This is a genomic window from Gynuella sunshinyii YC6258 (genome assembly GCF_000940805.1).
Lineage (GTDB): Bacteria > Pseudomonadota > Gammaproteobacteria > Pseudomonadales > Natronospirillaceae > Gynuella > Gynuella sunshinyii.
On sequence record NZ_CP007142.1, the window covers coordinates 1,499,840 to 1,518,058 of the forward strand.

The 18,219-nt window shown below is 49.5% G+C and carries 23 protein-coding genes and 1 riboswitch; of the genes, 14 read left to right on the plus strand and 9 right to left on the minus strand.

All coding sequences use genetic code 11. The annotated features are described in order from the left end of the window. Positions 1-6: 6 nt before the first annotated feature. Genes napF through YC6258_RS06705 form a run of 5 tightly spaced genes read left to right on the plus strand, consistent with a single transcriptional unit; the run spans position 7 to position 4,368 of the window. Positions 7-486 (plus strand): ferredoxin-type protein NapF, encoded by a 480-nt coding sequence (gene napF, locus YC6258_RS06685; RefSeq protein WP_044616332.1) that lies wholly within the window; start codon positions 7-9, stop codon positions 484-486. Then, entirely contained in the window at positions 483-833 is a 351-nt protein-coding gene (locus tag YC6258_RS06690) for a chaperone NapD (RefSeq protein ID WP_052830120.1), read from the plus strand. Before napF ends, YC6258_RS06690 begins: the two co-directional genes overlap by 4 nt. Next, on the plus strand, positions 830-3,325 hold the full coding sequence (gene napA, locus YC6258_RS06695) for a nitrate reductase catalytic subunit NapA (RefSeq protein WP_044616333.1): 2,496 nt from the start codon (positions 830-832) through the stop codon (positions 3,323-3,325). The genes YC6258_RS06690 and napA overlap by 4 nt, the downstream gene beginning before the upstream one ends. Positions 3,326-3,336: 11 nt before the next feature. Then, positions 3,337-3,777, plus strand: a complete 441-nt coding sequence (locus YC6258_RS06700; RefSeq protein ID WP_044616334.1) for a nitrate reductase cytochrome c-type subunit — start codon at positions 3,337-3,339, stop codon at positions 3,775-3,777. A gap of 3 nt (positions 3,778-3,780) precedes the next feature. Then, complete coding sequence (locus YC6258_RS06705) at positions 3,781-4,368, plus strand: cytochrome c3 family protein (protein WP_044616335.1); 588 nt, start codon at positions 3,781-3,783, stop codon at positions 4,366-4,368. Between the two features lie 99 nt (positions 4,369-4,467). Here the strand turns inward: YC6258_RS06705 and moaE are convergent, their stop codons facing one another. The 6 genes from moaE to moaA all read right to left on the minus strand — a co-directional run bounded on the left by moaE (position 4,468) and on the right by moaA (position 7,711). Next, a complete protein-coding gene (gene moaE / locus YC6258_RS06710) occupies positions 4,468-4,920 on the minus strand; it encodes a molybdopterin synthase catalytic subunit MoaE (protein WP_211264638.1) in 453 nt (150 codons plus the stop codon). Positions 4,921-4,925: 5 nt separating this feature from the next. Next, positions 4,926-5,168, minus strand: a complete 243-nt coding sequence (locus YC6258_RS06715) for a MoaD/ThiS family protein (RefSeq protein WP_044616336.1) — start codon at positions 5,166-5,168, stop codon at positions 4,926-4,928. Then, on the minus strand, positions 5,165-5,653 hold the full coding sequence (moaC, locus tag YC6258_RS06720; protein ID WP_044616337.1) for a cyclic pyranopterin monophosphate synthase MoaC: 489 nt from the start codon (positions 5,651-5,653) through the stop codon (positions 5,165-5,167). Before moaC ends, YC6258_RS06715 begins: the two co-directional genes overlap by 4 nt. After that, on the minus strand, positions 5,653-6,192 hold the full coding sequence (gene moaB, locus YC6258_RS06725) for a molybdenum cofactor biosynthesis protein B (RefSeq protein ID WP_044616338.1): 540 nt from the start codon (positions 6,190-6,192) through the stop codon (positions 5,653-5,655). The genes moaC and moaB overlap by 1 nt, the downstream gene beginning before the upstream one ends. A gap of 12 nt (positions 6,193-6,204) precedes the next feature. Continuing rightward, positions 6,205-6,735 (minus strand): molybdenum cofactor guanylyltransferase, encoded by a 531-nt coding sequence (mobA, locus tag YC6258_RS06730; RefSeq protein WP_044616339.1) that lies wholly within the window; start codon positions 6,733-6,735, stop codon positions 6,205-6,207. Position 6,736: 1 nt separating this feature from the next. Further along, positions 6,737-7,711 carry a GTP 3',8-cyclase MoaA gene (moaA, locus tag YC6258_RS06735; RefSeq protein ID WP_044616340.1) on the minus strand — a complete coding sequence of 325 codons (975 nt, stop codon included), beginning with the start codon at positions 7,709-7,711 and terminating at the stop codon, positions 6,737-6,739. Next, a riboswitch (molybdenum cofactor riboswitch) is annotated at positions 7,701-7,838 on the minus strand. It overlaps the preceding gene by 11 nt. A gap of 416 nt (positions 7,839-8,254) precedes the next feature. Between moaA and hemN the strand changes: the two genes are divergently transcribed. After that, on the plus strand, positions 8,255-9,646 hold the full coding sequence (hemN, locus tag YC6258_RS06740) for an oxygen-independent coproporphyrinogen III oxidase (RefSeq protein ID WP_044616341.1): 1,392 nt from the start codon (positions 8,255-8,257) through the stop codon (positions 9,644-9,646). A gap of 49 nt (positions 9,647-9,695) precedes the next feature. Here the strand turns inward: hemN and YC6258_RS06745 are convergent, their stop codons facing one another. After that, positions 9,696-10,100 carry a DoxX family protein gene (locus tag YC6258_RS06745; RefSeq protein ID WP_044616342.1) on the minus strand — a complete coding sequence of 135 codons (405 nt, stop codon included), beginning with the start codon at positions 10,098-10,100 and terminating at the stop codon, positions 9,696-9,698. A gap of 176 nt (positions 10,101-10,276) precedes the next feature. Here YC6258_RS06745 and argA point away from each other — a divergent pair, with 176 nt between their 5' ends. From argA to YC6258_RS06780, 7 genes are all read left to right on the plus strand, one after another. Further along, positions 10,277-11,593, plus strand: coding sequence for an amino-acid N-acetyltransferase (argA, locus tag YC6258_RS06750; RefSeq protein WP_245627017.1), 1,317 nt, complete (start codon positions 10,277-10,279; stop codon positions 11,591-11,593). A gap of 28 nt (positions 11,594-11,621) precedes the next feature. Then, the gene (locus YC6258_RS06755; RefSeq protein ID WP_044616344.1) at positions 11,622-12,413 is read left to right on the plus strand and encodes an SDR family oxidoreductase; all 792 of its coding nucleotides are present in this window, start codon (positions 11,622-11,624) and stop codon (positions 12,411-12,413) included. A 129-nt stretch (positions 12,414-12,542) separates the two neighbouring features. Further along, the gene (gene pyrF / locus YC6258_RS06760) at positions 12,543-13,352 is read left to right on the plus strand and encodes an orotidine-5'-phosphate decarboxylase (RefSeq protein ID WP_044616345.1); all 810 of its coding nucleotides are present in this window, start codon (positions 12,543-12,545) and stop codon (positions 13,350-13,352) included. Further along, the gene (cobU, locus tag YC6258_RS06765) at positions 13,349-13,864 is read left to right on the plus strand and encodes a bifunctional adenosylcobinamide kinase/adenosylcobinamide-phosphate guanylyltransferase (protein ID WP_044616346.1); all 516 of its coding nucleotides are present in this window, start codon (positions 13,349-13,351) and stop codon (positions 13,862-13,864) included. The genes pyrF and cobU overlap by 4 nt, the downstream gene beginning before the upstream one ends. After that, entirely contained in the window at positions 13,861-14,913 is a 1,053-nt protein-coding gene (cobT, locus tag YC6258_RS06770) for a nicotinate-nucleotide--dimethylbenzimidazole phosphoribosyltransferase (protein WP_044616347.1), read from the plus strand. Before cobU ends, cobT begins: the two co-directional genes overlap by 4 nt. Continuing rightward, on the plus strand, positions 14,910-15,692 hold the full coding sequence (locus YC6258_RS06775; protein WP_044616348.1) for an adenosylcobinamide-GDP ribazoletransferase: 783 nt from the start codon (positions 14,910-14,912) through the stop codon (positions 15,690-15,692). The genes cobT and YC6258_RS06775 overlap by 4 nt, the downstream gene beginning before the upstream one ends. After that, complete coding sequence (locus YC6258_RS06780; protein WP_044616349.1) at positions 15,689-16,567, plus strand: cobalamin-binding protein; 879 nt, start codon at positions 15,689-15,691, stop codon at positions 16,565-16,567. Before YC6258_RS06775 ends, YC6258_RS06780 begins: the two co-directional genes overlap by 4 nt. Here YC6258_RS06780 and YC6258_RS06785 read toward each other — a convergent pair. Together YC6258_RS06785 and msrA are read right to left on the minus strand one after the other, a co-directional pair. Next, the gene (locus YC6258_RS06785) at positions 16,559-16,825 is read right to left on the minus strand and encodes a hypothetical protein (RefSeq protein ID WP_044616350.1); all 267 of its coding nucleotides are present in this window, start codon (positions 16,823-16,825) and stop codon (positions 16,559-16,561) included. The genes YC6258_RS06780 and YC6258_RS06785 overlap by 9 nt on opposite strands. Before the next feature lie 9 nt (positions 16,826-16,834). Next, positions 16,835-17,455, minus strand: a complete 621-nt coding sequence (gene msrA / locus YC6258_RS06790; protein ID WP_044616351.1) for a peptide-methionine (S)-S-oxide reductase MsrA — start codon at positions 17,453-17,455, stop codon at positions 16,835-16,837. Between the two features lie 117 nt (positions 17,456-17,572). Between msrA and YC6258_RS06795 the strand changes: the two genes are divergently transcribed. Continuing rightward, positions 17,573-17,944, plus strand: coding sequence for a PilZ domain-containing protein (locus YC6258_RS06795; RefSeq protein WP_044616352.1), 372 nt, complete (start codon positions 17,573-17,575; stop codon positions 17,942-17,944). Positions 17,945-18,219 lie beyond the last annotated feature (275 nt).

The window sequence follows — 18,219 nt, forward strand, 5'->3', positions numbered from 1 at the left end:
GCCACAATGTCTGTTGATCTGGCCAGACGGTCTTGGCTCATACATGGCCGGTCGCAGAAAAATTCTGTCAGACCTCCATGGTCTTTGCCGGAAGTATTGTTTACCGATCACTGTACTCGATGCGGAGCGTGTGTTGAAGCGTGTCCTGAGCAATTGATTTATCCGGGAGATGGTGGTTTTCCTGAGCTGAGATTTGAACAGTCAGGATGTGACTTCTGTGGTGCCTGTGCACGGTCATGTCCGACCCAGGCCATATCTCCTGATCTGGTTAATAAGCCCTGGGAACATCATTTCACAATTCACAATCACTGTCTGACAACGCAACAGGTGTTCTGTAACAGTTGTCTCGATGACTGCAGCGAGCAGGCGATTGTATTTGACTTAACCTCTGCCATAGCCAGACCCCATATCGACCCGATCCGCTGTAGCGGTTGTGGTTTGTGTGTATCGGCGTGTCCGGTATCAGCCATAGGAATACAAACATGAAATCAGCAATCCATGAAGAGCAGATAGCCAGTTTGGTGGTGCATTGCCGACCTGAACAGATGAGCCTGTGCAGGCAACAGATCCAGTGCATTCGGGATACAGAAATCTTTCACAGCACCCGGGAAGGAAAAATGGTGGTGGTGAGTTGTGCAAAGACCTTGAAGGTGCTGATGGATAACGTAGACCGGATCAGAGATATCCCTGAGGTTATAAACGTGGCGCTGGTCTATCACCAGACCGGCAGCCAGGAAGAATTTGATCAACAGGCTGACGTTGATCAGGAATTGGAAACCTATTTTGAGCAAGTGCAGTCAGGCGCATTTTCAGATTTTGGAGAATTCAAATGAAATTAACACGTAGACAGGTTGTCAAAGCACAGGCCGCTGCTACAGCGGCGGCTGTCGCAGGTTTGTCCGTACCTGCCGGAGCGAATAATCTGATTGCCTCCAGTCAGGACAGTGAGTTGATGTGGTCCAAAGCGCCTTGCCGGTTTTGTGGCACCGGTTGTAGCGTCAGTGTGGCGACCAAGAACGGTAAAGTAGTGGCTACCCATGGTGACGAAGCCTCCCCCGTCAATAAAGGGCTTAACTGTGTTAAAGGATATTTCCTGGCCAAAATCTTATATGGTAAAGATCGCCTGACGCAGCCATTGTTACGAAAAACCAATGGCGTATACGATAAAAACGGCCAGTTCACACCCGTCAGCTGGGATGAAGCATTCGATATCATGGCAGACAAATGGAAAGCGACTCTGAAGGCCAAGGGGCCGGATGGCGTCGGTTTCTTTGGCTCCGGTCAGTGGACTGTCTGGGAAGGTTATGCCGCTGTCAAATTGATGAAAGCCGGATTTCGGTCAAACAACATCGAACCAAATGCCCGCCATTGCATGGCGTCGGCTGTTGCAGGTTTTATGCGTACCTTCGGTATCGATGAACCCATGGGCTGTTATGACGATTTTGAAAATGCCGATGCCTTTGTTCTGTGGGGTTCGAATATGGCCGAGATGCATCCAATCTTGTGGACCCGCATCACGGATCGTCGTTTAGGCCATCCACATGTGAAGGTGGCGGTTCTGTCCACTTACAAACATCGCAGTTTTGATCTGGCTGATATTCCCGCGGTATTTACTCCACAGACCGATATTGTCCTGTTGAATGCCATTGCCAATTACATCATCCAGACGAATGCGGTGAATCAGGACTTTGTTTCAAAGCATGTTAACTTTCGCAAAGGAATGGCGGATATTGGTTACGGGCTGCGGCCGACTCATCCGTTGGAGCAAAAGGCCAAAAATGCGGCTAAAGCCGGTGCATCAGAAGCGATCGACTTCAACACTTTTGCCGAGTTCGTCAAACCTTACACTTTTGAATATGCCGAAAAAATGTCTGGTGTTCCGGCGCGCACCATTGAGCAGATTGCCAGGTTGTATGCTGACCCTGACGTTAAAATCATGTCGCTCTGGACCATGGGTGTGAACCAGCATACCCGTGGTGTCTGGGTCAACAACCTGTTGTATAACATTCATCTTTTGACGGGAAAAATCTCCGAGCCGGGTAACAGTCCATTTTCATTAACCGGACAACCATCAGCCTGTGGGACCGCACGCGAGGTGGGTACATTTGCGCATCGCCTGCCCGCAGATATGGTGGTGAATAATGATCAGCACCGGGCAATCGCTGAAGAAAAATGGCAGCTGCCCAAAGGGTTGTTGAATCCAAAAGTGGGAGCACATGCGGTTTTGCAGAATCGCAAACTCAAAGACGGAGAGATCAACGCATACTGGATTCAGGTGAATAACAACCTTCAGGCCGCCGCCAATATGAATGAAGAGACTTATCCCGGATACCGTAACCCGGATAACTTCATTGTGGTTTCGGATGCTTATCCAACGGTGACTGCTGAAGCGGCTGACCTGATATTGCCGACGGCCATGTGGATTGAGAAAGAAGGCGCGTATGGCAATGCAGAACGCCGTACTCAGTTCTGGTATCAGTTGACCGATGCGCCCGGAGAATCAAAGTCGGATCTGTGGCAGGTGATGCAGTTTTCCAAACGTTTCACAACCGACGAGGTCTGGCCAAAGGCGATACTGGATGAGAATCCACAGTACAAAGGTAAAAACCTGTTTGATGTGTTGTTTGCCAATGGCAAGGTCGATCACTATCCCATAAGTGAGCTGAATCCTGACTATGGCAACCATGAGTCCAAAGATTTTGGTTTTTATGTTCAGAAAGGTTTATTCGAAGAATATGCTTCATTTGGCCGTGGTAAAGGCCATGATCTGGCACCGTTTGAGGAATATCACAAAAACCGCGGTCTGCGTTGGCCTTATGTGAACGGCAAGGAGACATTGTGGCGCTTTAAAGAAGGGTCCGATCCCTATGTGCAGGCGGGTACCGGCTGGCAGTTTTATGGCAAGCCTGATGGAAAAGCAGTGATTTTTGCGTTGCCGTATGAACCGGCGGCGGAATCTCCGGATGAAGAGTTCGACATGTGGTTATCTACTGGCCGGGTATTGGAGCACTGGCATTCCGGGTCGATGACTCAGCGGGTACCGGAGCTTTATAAGGCGTTTCCGGATGCCGTGGTATTCATGCATCCGGAAGATGCCAAAGCCAGGGGATTACGTCGTGGAGATGAAGTCAAAGTGGAAAGCCGTCGTGGACATATCCTGACCCGGGTAGAAACCCGTGGGCGTAATAAGCCGCCAAAAGGGCTCGTATTTGTCCCATGGTTCGATGCCAGTCAACTTATTAACAAAGTGACTCTGGATGCCATCGATCCGATTTCCAAACAGACGGATTATAAAAAATGTGCCGTTAAAGTGTATAAAGCATAGGAGATACCGACATGAAAAAACTGATCGTGTTAGTGATGGCGTTCGTTTCGGTATTTTTACTTGCCGATAATCAGTTGGCCAACCTGCGTGGTGATACGCCATTGGATGCTGAAGCCGAACCGCCGAAAATGCAGGCCGTCGAAAACAACGATTTGAAACGTGAGCGTGCTTACCCTCAACAGGCACCGACCATTCCTCATGATATTTCCGGATATCAGGTGGACCTGAATTTCAACCGCTGCCTGGCCTGTCATTCCCGCAAGAAAGCTGATGAGGCACAGGCTCCCATGGTGAGTATCACCCATTACATGAACCGCGAAGGACAGTTTTTGGTCGACGTATCACCGAGGCGTTTCTTCTGTACTCAGTGTCATGTCACTCAGCAGGAGGTCAATCCATTGATCGAGAACACCTTTGTCGATATGGATACACTGGTTAAAGGTGAGGAGTAGGGCATGATGCGAATGATTCGGCGTGGTTGGCTGATGTTACGCCGACCCAGTGTGCACTTTTCTCTGGGATTTCTGGTACTGGGGGGGTTTATTGCCGGTATCATTTTCTGGGGAGGTTTTAATACCGCCATGGAATTTACCAACACAGAAGAGTTCTGTACCAGTTGTCACGAAATGCGTGACAACGTTTATCAGGAATTACAGACGACCATTCACTACAGTAACCGTTCCGGGGTTCGGGCTATTTGTTCCGATTGTCATGTGCCCCATAACTGGACGAATAAAATGGCCCGGAAAATGGCTGCGTCAAAAGAAGTCTGGGGCAAGATATTTGGCACCATCAACACTCAGGAAAAATTTGAACATAAACGCCGGGAACTCGCTGAACATGAATGGGCCCGTCTCAAGGCTAATGACTCTCTGGAATGTCGTAATTGTCATAACTTTGATTCCATGGATTTCACCCGCCAAAGTGAACGTGCTTCAGAACGGCATTCAACCGCACTGGCATCCGGAGAAAAAACCTGTATCGATTGTCACAAAGGTATTGCCCATCGACTGCCGGATATGACTGGAGTGGAACTGTACTGATGCGCCGTTGGGCTTTTATTTGCCCGGTAAGTATAATGCTGCCGGGCCGATGTTTGTTGATACATGTGTTTCCGAGGGCAGTGAAATGATCTTCACCGGTTACCATCGTTGAGCCGATTGTTCGTCACTGTCTCTGGCGTCCAGCCATTGTTCACCATCAGCCCCTGTTTCTTTTTTCCAGAAAGGGGCTTTGGTTTTTAGAAAATCCATCAGGAACTCACAGGCCAGAAAGGCATCCTGCCGGTGAGCGCTACTGACCCCCACAAACACGATCTGATCACTGACCTGTAACGCCCCGACGCGATGAACAATCCGAACGTCTTCCAGAGACCAGCGCTGACGTGCGGTCAGAATAATTTCATGCAGGGTTTTTTCCGTCATACCGGGATAATGTTCAAGGTACAGGCCGGTAACATGTTGTTGCTCGTTAAAGTCCCGAACCCGGCCGACGAAAAACACCACTGCACCCGCACTGCTATTCTGAGCGACCATGGCCTGGTAGTGTTCATCTACAGAAAAATCAGATACCTGTACCAATACCAGATCCGTCATGTGCATTAACCTCCTGTGACCGGTGGGAAAAAAGCCAGTTCATCTTCGTTGTTGACTTGACTGTCCATGTCCGCCATCGTTTGATTGATAGCCACCAGCAACGGTTTATCGAATGCATCCTGCCAGTCCGGGTGATCGATCAGCAGCTGTTTGATGACATTATGAACCTGGGTAGGCTGAAGCACTTCCAGTGAGGTCTCCGCACAATCGATGCTGTCCCGCAGGCGGGCAAAAAACAGTATTTTCATGCGCCCTCCGGGTGCTGCCAGTGTCCGGTTTTACCACCCTGTTTTTCCAGTACCCGCAAACCACTGATGGTCATGGTCGGATCGACAGCTTTGCACATGTCAAACAGGGTTAGCGCAGCAACAGAAGCGGCAGTCAGTGCTTCCATCTCGACGCCAGTCTGACCGGCCAGTTTACAAAGGGACGTGATGCGAACGCGGCCAAGCTGGGGTTGTAATTCAAAGTCCACCGCAATTTTAGTGAGCATCAGCGGGTGGCATAAAGGAATCAGTTCAGGAGTTTTTTTGGCGGCCTGTATGCCGGCAATCCGGGCAACGGCAAAGACATCCCCTTTGTGGTGGTTACCCTGTTCTATCATGGTCAAAGTCTCAGCTGACATATAAATGAATGCTTCTGCCTGAGCCAGCCGTTGACTGATATGTTTTTCGGTAACATCCACCATGTTGGCGGAACCTCGATGATCGATATGGCTGAATTGCTTATCCATCAGCCCCGACTCTCGCATGCAGGTGCCATTTTCAGATGAGCGACGAAATTGCAGGGTTTGCAGCGCGCATCCAGTTGTTCTTTGATGATGCCGTTCCAGCCGGTTTTGCAGGCCCCGGTGGAACCAGGCATACAGAAGATGACCGTGCCATTGGCAAAACCTGCCAGAGCGCGACTTTGTATGGTCGAAGTTCCGATTTCACCATAAGACAGTTGCCGGAATAACTCTCCGAATCCTTCTACCTGTTTGTCAAATAACGGTTTGAGTGCTTCCGGAGTGGAATCGCGACCGGTAAAACCAGTGCCACCGGTGATTAATATAACCTGCACTTCGCTCGAAGCGATCCATCGGGAAACAATGGCGCGTAGTTGATAGACGTCATCTTTGACGATTTGCTTGTCCGCCAGCAGATGACCTTCCGCTTTCACTTGCTCTGCCAGATATTGTCCTGATGTATCGTTTGCCTCTGTCCGGGTATCGGATACGGTGAGTACGGCAATGTTCAGGGGAACGAAGTCAGCTTGTGATAAATGAGCCATGGTGAATATTTCCTATAACTGTCTTAATAAGGTTTGCCATTGTTGTGGATCATTGGCGTTGCTTAAACATATTTCATCATCAGAGTTCAAGGCCAGCTGTTCAACACCCATGCTGCGATTGAATGCCCGGACACTTAAATCTGGCCCGGATTTCTGCAACCGCTTGTATAGTTCGGGTATCAGCTGGGCCGAAGATTTCAGCAGTAATGGCAATGGATGGTAATCATAACAACAGCCTGCCTCGGAAGAATGGTTCATCAGTCTGGCAAGCGTTGCGGGTCGTATCAGAGGCAGGTCAACCGGGACAAACAGCCAACTGGCGGCGGGTTGTTGCCGGATGACAGAATATATTCCGGCCAACGGTCCGGGATAGTCGGCAAATTCATCGTGAACCCCGTCCGGGCCACTGATAATAACTTCCAGCCCTAACTGTTCAAGGATGCTTTGCTGGCGCTGTAAAAGAGTCTGGCCATTGATCATCAGCCGGGATTTATCCTGCCCCATACGAGAGGAACGACCACCGGCCAGAATAACACCCAGCATGTCAGCCTCCGATCATGGAAAGATCACGAGTAATGCCGGAGTGTCCCTGCTGCAGGAAGTGGCTGACTTTCTTGTCCTTGAGTACTTCAGATAAGAAATCTGTTAGCTGTGGGCGTTGTTCCGGCTGTTGAATCAGATGACGGATATCGTATCCATGATCACCAAAAAGGCACAAATGCACCTTGCCTTCAGCGCTGACTCTCAACCGGTTGCAGCTGCGGCAGAAGTCCTGGCTGTATGGCATGATCAGGCCAATGCGGCCTTGGTAGTCTGGGTGCCAATATTCCACAGCGGGGCCTGCATCGTGGTTGCGAATGATTGCCTGCCAGCCCTGTTCAAGTAATCTGACCTGTAGTGCCGCTCCGGAAAGGTGTCGTTTTTCAAAGAATTCGGTGTTGTCTCCGGTTTGCATGACTTCGATAAAACGCAAAGTCAGATCCTGATCTTTAATCCATGCCAGAAAGGTATCCAGCTCACGATCATTCAGATCACGCATTAAAACCGCGTTGACTTTGATATGTTTGATACCCGTCATTTGTGCCTGTTGCAGAGCGGCAAGAATCTCGTTGAGTCGGTCATGCCCGGTAATGGTTTGAAAGACCTGAGGATCAAGACTGTCGATGCTGACATTCAGTTGATCCAGCCCTGCGTCATCAAGACCTTGCAACAGACTTCCCAACCGATAGCCATTAGTGGTCATGGCAACGGTCTGAATACCAGGGATGTTTTTGATGTCACCGATGATATCGATCAGATCCTTGCGCAGGGCCGGTTCCCCGCCGGTAATTCGAACTTTCTGAGTGCCGGCAGAGGCAAACCCGGATACCAGATTGACGATTTCTGAACGGGTTAGAAATGAACGCTGGCCGTCCTTTTTATAACCATCCGGAAGGCAGTAGTTGCAACGAAAATTGCAAACATCAGTAATGGACAGGCGCAGGTAATAAAAACGACGCCCAAATGAATCCTGTAACATAGACACACCTTTCCAAAATACAAGGGAGGCAAACCGGTTTCCCCGTTTACCCTGTCAGCACAATGCTGAGGCCGAAGTTTCATACGTCTGGCGGTTAGAACGCTGCGGCTCGGAGTGTTTCTTTAAATCCGGTAATTACTATAGACCCTATTGAGATGTAAAAAAACCTTACTAAATAGGTAGTTATAGCTTTTTTATAAGACCAATTAAGGAGGAAAAAGTTTCATGGAAAAACGACAGGGCAAAAAAAAAGGCCAAAGCTATAAAGCCCTGGCCTCACCATCGTAACAACACATCCGTGTGCTGGAGGAGGAGAACAATGGAGACACCTTCCTATAGCGGGTTAGGTCGGTGTTGCAGTGAAGTATACCGGTAAAATCTTTGCTGTTTAGTGCTAACTCATCCGCGCTTGATGCAAATCAAGCGCAATATGTATTTCACCAAAAACCATAAAATACTTATTGCTTTTCCGGGATTGGGTGACCTTTGTCAATGACGCTGGCGGGATTAAAACTTAGCCTAGTCTGATATTGGAGGAGTCCTATGACAGTAACTAATGAACCTAAAATCTGGGATCGTGAAGTCATTTTGAAGTACAACATTTCAGGCCCCAGATACACATCTTATCCGACTGCAGTGCAGTTTGAGGACTTTGATCCCACTCGGACGCTGGAGATTGCACAGAAACATAAAAACAGTCATAAATCGTTGAGTTTGTACGTGCATGTACCTTTTTGCCGTCATATCTGTTTTTATTGTGGCTGTAATAAAATAGCAACCAAGGATCCAGCTCGCGCAGACGCTTATCTCGATATTCTGGAAAAAGAGATGCAAATGCTGGCGCCTTATTTTTCCGAACGTCCTGTGCGTCAGTTGCATTGGGGGGGTGGAACGCCGACCTTTTTATCTGTAGATCAGATCAAACGGTTGTTCCTGATCATCAAAAAGAACTTTTCGCTGCTGGCCGATGACCTGGGCGAATATTCCATCGAAATAGATCCCAGAGTGACCTCAAGGGATCAACTGGTTCTGTTGCGGGAGCTTGGATTTAATCGTATCAGTCTGGGGGTGCAGGACTTTAATCCGGACACTCAGGTTGCCATCAACCGGCTGCAAAGTTATGACATGGTGTCGGAGATGATGCACATCGCCCGGCAAAATGGTTTTTTCAGCGTAAGTTTCGATCTGATTTACGGCTTGCCAAAACAAACCCGCGAGAGTTTTGATCGCACTATTGAGCAGGTGATTGCCCTGAATCCGGACCGGATTGCTGTGTATAACTACGCTCATTTGCCAGAGCGTTTTCTGCCGCAGCGACGGATTAATGAAAGCGAGCTGCCCTCACCGGAAGAAAAACTGAATATTCTTGATAGTTGCATACATGCATTGCAACAGGCCGGTTATGTTTATATTGGCATGGATCACTTTGCCAAACCGGGAGATGACCTGGTCGAGGCGCTTAATGAGGGCACTCTGCAACGTAACTTTCAGGGTTATTCCACCTACGGCAATATGGATATGCTGGGGCTTGGCGTTTCCAGTATCAGTTACATCAACCAGACCTTCGTGCAGAATTATCGTGATATTGAGCAATACGAACAGGTCATTTCAAGCGGAAAACTGGCCAGCTTCAAAGGTTATCAGCTCAATGATGATGATCTGATTCGACAGCGGGTCATTCAGGAGTTGAGCTGTAATGGTCGGTTGAAGTTTGATGCGCTTGATGAACAGTTTGATATCGACTCCAGGGCCTATTTTGCGGATGAAATTCGTCGATTGGCATTTCTGGCCGATGATGGGCTGGTGACCGTCGATAATCACGCCATTCAGGTAACCAAGGCCGGGCGTTTGTTGTTGCGGCCTATTTGTATGGTGTTTGATGCATATCTGCAGAAGAGCCCGACAAACAAGAATCGCTTTTCCAAAGTACTATGATCAAAAAAAGAGCTGCCTGGGCAGCTCTTTTTGGTTTCCGTCAGGATAATCAGGCTTTGTTGCGGTTATCCAGACTGATAGGACCGGCACCACGACCAGCCAGAAACAGAAAGGCTCCGGTCAGCGCAATATTCTTCATCAGGTGGATCTGATCCAGCAGCGTTGCCATTGCATTGTCCGGAAACGTGTTGCCATGAAACATTAAGCCGGACATCAGGCAGAATACTGCCAGTAATAAAGCCGCAATACGGGTTTTCCAGCCCAGTAGAATGGCCAGAGAGGCAAACAGCTCAATGGCTATCGCCGGGAACAACATGAAACCTGGCAGACCGCCACTGGTGACATAGGCCATGTTTCCTTGAATATCGCCCAGCTTTTGTAATCCGGACATCACAAAAATAGAAATCAGTAAAATCCGCCCCAGGACTTCGACATAGTTCCAGAATTTTTCCATTGTTATAGCCTATCTATTGATTTGTTTAAGATGGCGCTACAGTATCGAATGGGTACTGGTAAAAAAATTGAAGCTTTTCATATGATTCTGTCAATAAATTTGAATAACCAATAAAGCCTGCAGATACGTTATGATTAGAACCTCCTGCCACCACTTGAAAGGAACATATTCCTATCGTGAATTTCGTTGATTTTTTCCGTTCTACGGCTCCTTATATTCATGCTCACCGGACCAAGACACTGGTTGTCGGAATCTCCGGCGAAGCGCTAGATCAACCTGCCGCCCGCTCTTTGGTCCCTGACCTGGCATTGCTGAACAGTCTTGGGATGCGAGTGGTTCTGGTTTATGGTGCCCGAAGTCAGATAAACCGACGATTGCAGGAAAAAAATATCACCAGCGCCCTGCACAGCCACATGCGTGTGACCAGTCCCGAAATCATGGAAACCATTCTGGATGTGCATGGGCAATTGCGCTCCCAACTGGAAGCCCAGTTCAGCCTCGGAATGGTGAATTCGCCCATGCATAACGCCAAAGTCCGGTGTGTCAGCGGTAACTTTGTTTTGGCCAGGCCGGTGGGGGTTATTGATGGTGTTGATATGCAACATACTGGCGTGGTGCGTAAAGTGGATGCCTCTTCGATACGGCAATTGCTCGACAATAATTTCATAGTGCTGATGTCGCATCTGGGGTATTCACCCACCGGTGAGTTGTTTAACGTGTCTGTTCATGATGTTGCGGTCCAGACGGCCATTGCTCTCAAAGCCGACAAGTTAGTCATCATCGGTGATTGCTCGCTGGTATTGAAGGAAACGGAGACCATTACCGAGCTATTTCCCAGTCAATGTCAGCGGATATTGGATCAACATGCTCCAGAAGCACCGGGATATGCTGAACTGGAAGCCATGGTAACTGCCTGTCGCGCCGGCGTGGGGCGTTGTCATCTGCTGCCGTTTGACAATGACGGCAGTATTCTCAATGAACTGTATACCCGCGATGGTATCGGTACCCTGGTTACCCAGGAGGCCTACGACAGTATCCGCCCGGCGACGATCAACGATGTGGCCGGCATTCTGGAATTGCTGCTGCCTCTGGAGACCAAAGGGGTTTTGGTACGGCGTTCACGAGAGCTGCTGGAACAGGAAATCAATCATTTCATGGTCAACGAACGCGATGGCATGATCATCGGCTGTGCCGCTCTTTATCCGTTTCTGGATGAAGAGGAAAAAACCGGTGAACTGGCCTGTGTGGCTGTGCATGAAGGGTATCGTCATGAACATCGCGGTGACCGGCTCATGCGGGCTATTACTGAGCGGGCGCATACTCTTGGCCTGGGCAGCCTGTTCGTATTGACGACTCATACTGCGCACTGGTTTCTCGAACGGGGTTTTCAACAGATTGATGTCGATGGCCTGCCCATGAAGAAAAAGTCTCTGTACAACTATCAGCGAAACTCCAAAGTCTTTAAGAAAAAAATCAGTCCACTCAGACCCTGACAGGATGGGTGCTAAACAGGAGAATCTTATGGATCTGCAACTGAAAGACAAGGTTATCATGGTCGCGGCAGCGAGCCAGGGGATGGGCTATGCCATTGCCCGGCAATGTGCTCTGGAAGGTGCCAAGGTGTCCATGGCCAGTCGTGACAAGATGGCCATTGAAGCTGCGGCTGAGACCATCCGGGCAGAATCAGGAACAGAAGTCAGAGCTTATCAGTTCGATGCCCGTGACGGCGGTAGTATTGAGCGCTGGGTGGCAGATACCATCGTAGATCTGGGACCCGTAAACGGATTGCTGGTCAATGCCGGCGGACCGCCAACCGGTCAGTTTGAGAGCTTTGATGACAATGACTGGCAGGCGGCATTTGAACTGACTCTAATGAGTGCTGTCCGGCTGATACGGGCTGTGCTGCCGAGTATGAAACAAACAGGTGGTGGCTCTATTCTGACGCTGACTTCCTCTTCCGTGAAAGAGCCCATTGATGTGTTGATTTTGTCCAATGTCATGCGCTCCGGAGTGACCTCGTTGGTGAAAAGTCTCTCCCAGCAGCTGGCTGGAGACAAAATCCGGGTCAACAACATCATCCCGGGATTGATTGATACCCAACGGGTACAGGGAATGGATCAGGCCATGGCAGATAAGCTGGGAATCAGTCGTGAAGAGCGTAAGGCGCAGGTGGAATCAACATTGCCGTGGGGGCGTTATGGCCGGCCGGAGGAATTTGCCAATGCTGCGACGTTTTTGTTGTCAGAAGCTGCCAGTTATATTACTGGTGCGTCATTGACTGTAGATGGCGGCAAGATGAAAACAGTTTGGTAATTTCCTTGTCGTTGCAGTTGGATTTCCGCATTCCCGGGAAGCTTTGAAAACATCGGGCCGGCTACAGACAAAACCAGCTCTCTTCCGTACAATTCTGACTGCAACTCATGTCCGTTGAAGGAGCTTCCATTGGAGTTTATTTCCTATCTTCGTCAGCGCTGGTTGAGCGCTGACTCTCTGGTGTGTGTCGGTCTTGACCCATATCCGGAAAAGTTCCCGGCCGGATTTTCTGATCAGGATGGTATTTTTCAGTTTAACAAAGCCATCATCGATGCCACTCATGATTTGGTCTGTGCCTACAAACCCCAGTTTGCTCATTTTGCTGCAGTAGCCGCTGAAGATCAGTTAAAAAAGACCATTCACTATATCAAGTCCCAGTATCCTGAGATTCCGGTCATTCTCGATTCCAAGCGGGGGGATATCGGCTCCACAGCCAGTATGTATGCGAAAGAGGCATTTGTTCATTACCAGGCTGATGCTGTTACCGTTAATCCATATATGGGCGTTGATACCGTCGCACCGTTTACTGAATTCACAGATAAAGGCACGATTCTGTTATGTCGCACTTCCAATCCCGGTGCGGCCCAGTTACAAAACCTGGATGTCGGTGGTCATCCGTTGTATGAAGAGGTGGCCAGACTGGCGGCGCAGGAATGGAATCATAATAACAATGTTATGTTGGTTGTGGGCGCAACCGCACCGGAAGAAATGGCGCGAATTCGCCGTATTTGTGGTGATATGCCCATGCTGGTGCCCGGTATTGGTGCCCAGGGGGGAGATATAGCTGCTGTTCTTGGCGCTGGGAAGGCAGCCGATGGTACTGGTCTGATCATCAACTCCAGTCGGGCTGTTCTCTATGCATCGTCAGGTGATGACTTTGCTGAGGCGGCGCGCGCCGAAACGCTGTCTTTGAAAAATGAAATCAATCTCTACCGATGATCTATTTTTATTTGGGTGGTGCACGTTCGGGCAAAAGCAGGCTGGCAGAACAACAAACATTAAGTCTGTCTGCGCGCCCCTTTTATATCGCGACTGCACAGCCGCTGGATGAAGAAATGCAGGCGCGAATTGCCATGCATCAGGCCCAACGGGACCCACGTTTTCAGAGCCTGGAAGCACCGCTGGAATTGTCTGAAGCTATTCAGGCCAGACAAAATCAACACCAGGCTATTCTGGTGGACTGTCTGACCCTGTGGTTGAGTAATCAGCTATTTCAAAATTTTGATCAATGGCCGGATGTGCGGCGGCGGTTTCTGGATCAATTAAAACAAACACGATGTGATGTGGTTTTGGTCAGCAATGAGGTCGGCCAGGGGATCGTGCCTATGGGAAAGGAAACCCGTCGCTTTGTTGATGAAGCCGGCTGGCTGCATCAGGATATTGCTGCTATGGCCGATCAAAGCTTTTTCATAATTGCAGGCAAAAAAATTACCTTAGGTGAACTCCCATGATTCAATATCAATTTAAAATTCCAACCGTGTCCGGACAGTTGGATGATCAGATTCAAGCCAAAATCGACCATAAAACCAAGCCACCGGGTTCCCTTGGGCAAATTGAGGCGCTGGCGTTTCAGATAGCCAGAGTTCAAAAAACCGTTGATCCGCAAGCCGGAACACTGCATCACTACGTATTTGCTGCTGATCATGGAGTGACTGCCCAAAATGTCAGTCCCTTTCCCGCTGAAGTGACGCAGCAGATGGTCGTGAATTTTCTCCAGGGTGGTGCTGCGATTAACGTGTTTGCTGCTCAATATCAGGTACCTATTACGGTCGTGGATGCAGGTGTCGCGGCTGAACCATTTGCTGCACATCCATTACTGGCAGATCGAAAAGTTGCCAGAGGAACGGCGGATTTCAGCGTTGAACCGGCCATGACAGAAGCTCAGTGGCAGCAGGCCACGGAGTCTGGAGCCGAATTGATCAGAGAGTTATGCGAGCAACCCGAAAACCAGTTTTTCAGTTTTGGAGAAATGGGTATCGGTAATACCACCTCTGGTGCGGCATTGATGTCAGCGGTTATGAACCTGGCACCAGCACTCTGCGTTGGCCGGGGAACAGGTGCTAATCAGCAAACTATCGATAACAAAGTCAAGGTCATACAGCTTGCATTGAAAAAACATGGTGCACAGTTACAAACCGGTGCGGCGATTATGCAACATCTGGGGGGCTTTGAGTTGGCGATGATGGCCGGAGCCATGGTGGCAGTCGCCGCAGCCGGGCGTTTGTTCATTGTGGACGGTTTCCTGGCAACAGCCGCTCTGTTGTGTGTCAGTAAGGATCAGCCGGAGGTTTTGGATTATGCCATTTTCAGCCACTGCTCAAATGAACAAGGCCATAAAGCCATGCTGGAAGCCTTGGGCGTAAGTCCGTTACTGCAGTTGAATCTGCGTCTGGGCGAAGGCACCGGGGCAGTGCTGGCCTGGCCTCTGATTCAATCCAGCATCGCGTTTATAAATAACATGGCCAGTTTTGAAAGTGCTGGAGTCAGCCAGGAGAAATGAATCGGCAGTTGCAGCTGTTTTTTAACGCCTGGGTGTTTTTTACCCGTTTGCCGGGCCCCAGGTGGGTGGACTACAGCGATCAGAATCTGAGTCGATCCAGTGGCTATTTTTCCTGGGTGGGGATGGTGTTGGGGGTTATGCTGGCTGGCGTGTTTTGTGTCCTGTCAGCAGTTTTCCCGACGACTGTTGCAGTGCTGTGTTGCCTGGCTCTGAGCCTGTGGCTGACAGGTGCGTTTCATGAAGATGGACTGGCCGATACATTCGATGGCTTGGGTGGCGGCTGGAGCCGTGAGCGTAAACTGGCCATTATGAAAGACAGTCGACTTGGCAGTTATGGTGCAGCAGCGTTGGTTATCGTTTTGTTGTTACGATGGCAATTAATGGTCTGGGTGTTGGATCATCAGCCGTGGCAGTTTGTACTGTTGGTGCTCGTTCTGGCTGAAAGCCTGAGCCGTTTGGTGGCAATGTCACTGTTGTGGAATCTGGAATATGTTGCTGATCCGGCACAATCAAAAAGTAAACCGCTGGCCACTCAGTTCAGTGCAGCAGCTGCATTCGTAGCTGCGTTACCGGTGATGGTGGCAACAGTACCACTCTGGTTGGGTCACAGTTTTGTCTGGTGGCAGTGGCTGCTATTGATAGTATCACTGGTACTGGTTCGAAGTGGGATGATCCGGACGTTACGCTGGCATCTGGGTGGGTACACCGGCGATACGCTTGGAGCGATGCAGCAACTGGCGGTTATTGTGATCTGGATGGTTTGCGGGGTAAATGGATGAAGCCGGTTTTATGGCTATTCAGCTGGCTGTTCCTGTGTTCTTTTGGGGTAGGGGCAGCGACGACAGTGGTAGACGATACTGGCCGGAAATTGACGCTCGCCGGGCCGGTAAAATCCATTGTCAGCCTGGTTCCGCATGCCACCGAACAATTGTTCGAGATTGATGCCGGCGATCTGATTGTCGGTGCCGGTGCCTATTCCAATTATCCTGAAGCTGCCAAAGCGATTCCGAGGGTCGGCGATTATTACACCTTGAACCTCGAACAGATTGTCAGCCTGAAGCCGGATTTGATTATCGCGCTACCCGATGGCCCGACGTTGCAGCAATTAGAGCAATTACAGCAGCTGGGTTATGCGGTCTTTTACAGCGACCCCAAAAACCTTCAGCAGATTGAGAACAGTCTGATGACTTTTGCCCGTCTGACGAATCGTATGGTGCAGGCAGACGCACGGGTTCAGCAGTATCGCACCGAGCTGGCGGCATTGCGCCAGAGTTATCAGAACCGCCGAAAAATGCGGGTGTTTTACCAGGTCTGGCACGAGCCGATTTATACGATCAGTGGGAATAGTTTTATCAATGAGGTGATAGAGATCTGCGGTGGGATAAATATTTTTAAAGACCTCGAATTACCGGCACCACAGATTGGTATCGAAAGTGTGATTGCCGGCCGACCGGAGGTGATCATCAGCCAGAGTGGCCATCGGGGGGATTCTGTATTTCCCGATTTCGATGAAATACCGGCCGTGCATCACCTTACTTTGTATTCCATCAGCGCAGACGATATCGGCCGGCCGACGGTTAACATCATCAAGGGCATTACCTCAATGTGTCATAGTATTGAGTCTGCCAGGCAGAAATATTCGGTTTCACAGTAGTGCCAGAATTTCAGCATTGACCGTAAGGTCCTGGTCATCCAGATTGTCCTGGCGTCCATGAGCATTCACCATCTGTTTTAAGTCTGCCAGGAAGTTTTGCAAGTCGCCGGATCTGCCTTCATCCCGCCATTGGTTCTCCAGTAGGGTAACCTGAGGAATGATGTAACCCACGTTGAACAACCGGCTTTCCTCCACCTGTTGCTCCAGTTCGAGCAACCGATTGAGGCAGTGTTCGGTATGAAGAATGAGAGTGTTCACGCCTGTTTCCTATAATACGCACGTCACGCCGGTTCCTTTCAGACCACAGTAACCATCGGGGTTTTTAGCCAGGTACTGCTGATGATAGGTTTCGGCATAATAAAATACTGGAGCGGTCTTGATTTCTGTGGTGATCTCGCCGAGTCCCTTTGCGGTGAGCTGTTGCTGGAATTGCTCTCTGGTTTTCAATACAGCCTCACACTGGGAGTGGTTGCAGCAATAGATGGCAGAACGGTATTGCGTGCCGATATCATTGCCCTGGCGCATGCCCTGGGTCGGGTCATGAGATTCCCAGAATACTTTCAGAAGTTGCTGCAGATTGGTCTCTCTGGGATCAAACACCACGAGCACCACTTCGGAGTGCCCTGTCAGACCGGTACAGACCTCATCATAGGTTGGGTTCGGTGTTTCTCCTCCGGCGTATCCTGCTGCGGTGGTAATCACTCCAGGTTGTTGCCACATTTTTCGTTCGGCTCCCCAGAAGCATCCCATGCCCAGGAGAATTCGATCAGATCCCTCTGGCCAGGGCGGAACAATGGAGCGGCCAGTGACAAAATGCTGTTTTTCGATCTCTATGGGGGTATCTCGCCCCGCCAAATACTGTTCTGGAAATGTGGTTAAACTTGCCATAGTGGTTCCCCTGAAATAGAGAAGAGCCTGGAAGGCTAGAGAGATTTTCGACAGACTGCAAGATGGCCGAAATCTGCTAGAGTAAAAAGATCACTGGCAAATTGAAGAACAGATAACATGAGCGACAAACGCCGTTTTACCCGGATTGACCATGATGCGCAGGCCGACATCATCATGAACCGGCATTCATATTCCGGCCATTTACTGGATATCAGTCTGAAGGGAGTGCTGCTGAACTGTGATCATAAATTAGAAGGACTGGTTGGTCAGGAGCTCGAAGTAGTTGTTCAGTTTGGTTCTCTTGATCATGGTCTGGTTGCACAAGCCAAGTGCGTGCATCAGGAAGACCATCACATTGGTCTTGAATTTACCTCTCTTGACCTCGACAGTGCATCGCAGTTGAGGCGGGTTATTGAGATGAATCTCGGATCTGCAGAGCTGATGGATCGTGAAGTTCATGCTCTTGTGAATGCCCATCTCGAGGAATAATTAAGCTCTCTGGCCGAGCTGTAATTGTTACTTTACAAACTTTCGCCCTTTTTGGTGCATATCGCTCTTGCATGACCTCCAATAGTGCGTGTTAGCCTATGTTGTTGGTTTTCTTAGATATTTAGCGGGCCAACGGAATAAAAACATGCACTATTGCGGCTCTAATACCTGATTATCCGCCCAAAAACAATTAACAAAAAGTTGATGGTGACCGTTGAATGGCCAGTTTACTTGTGCCATTTTGGTTGTCTTGTCGCTTAAGTATTCGTGCTTAA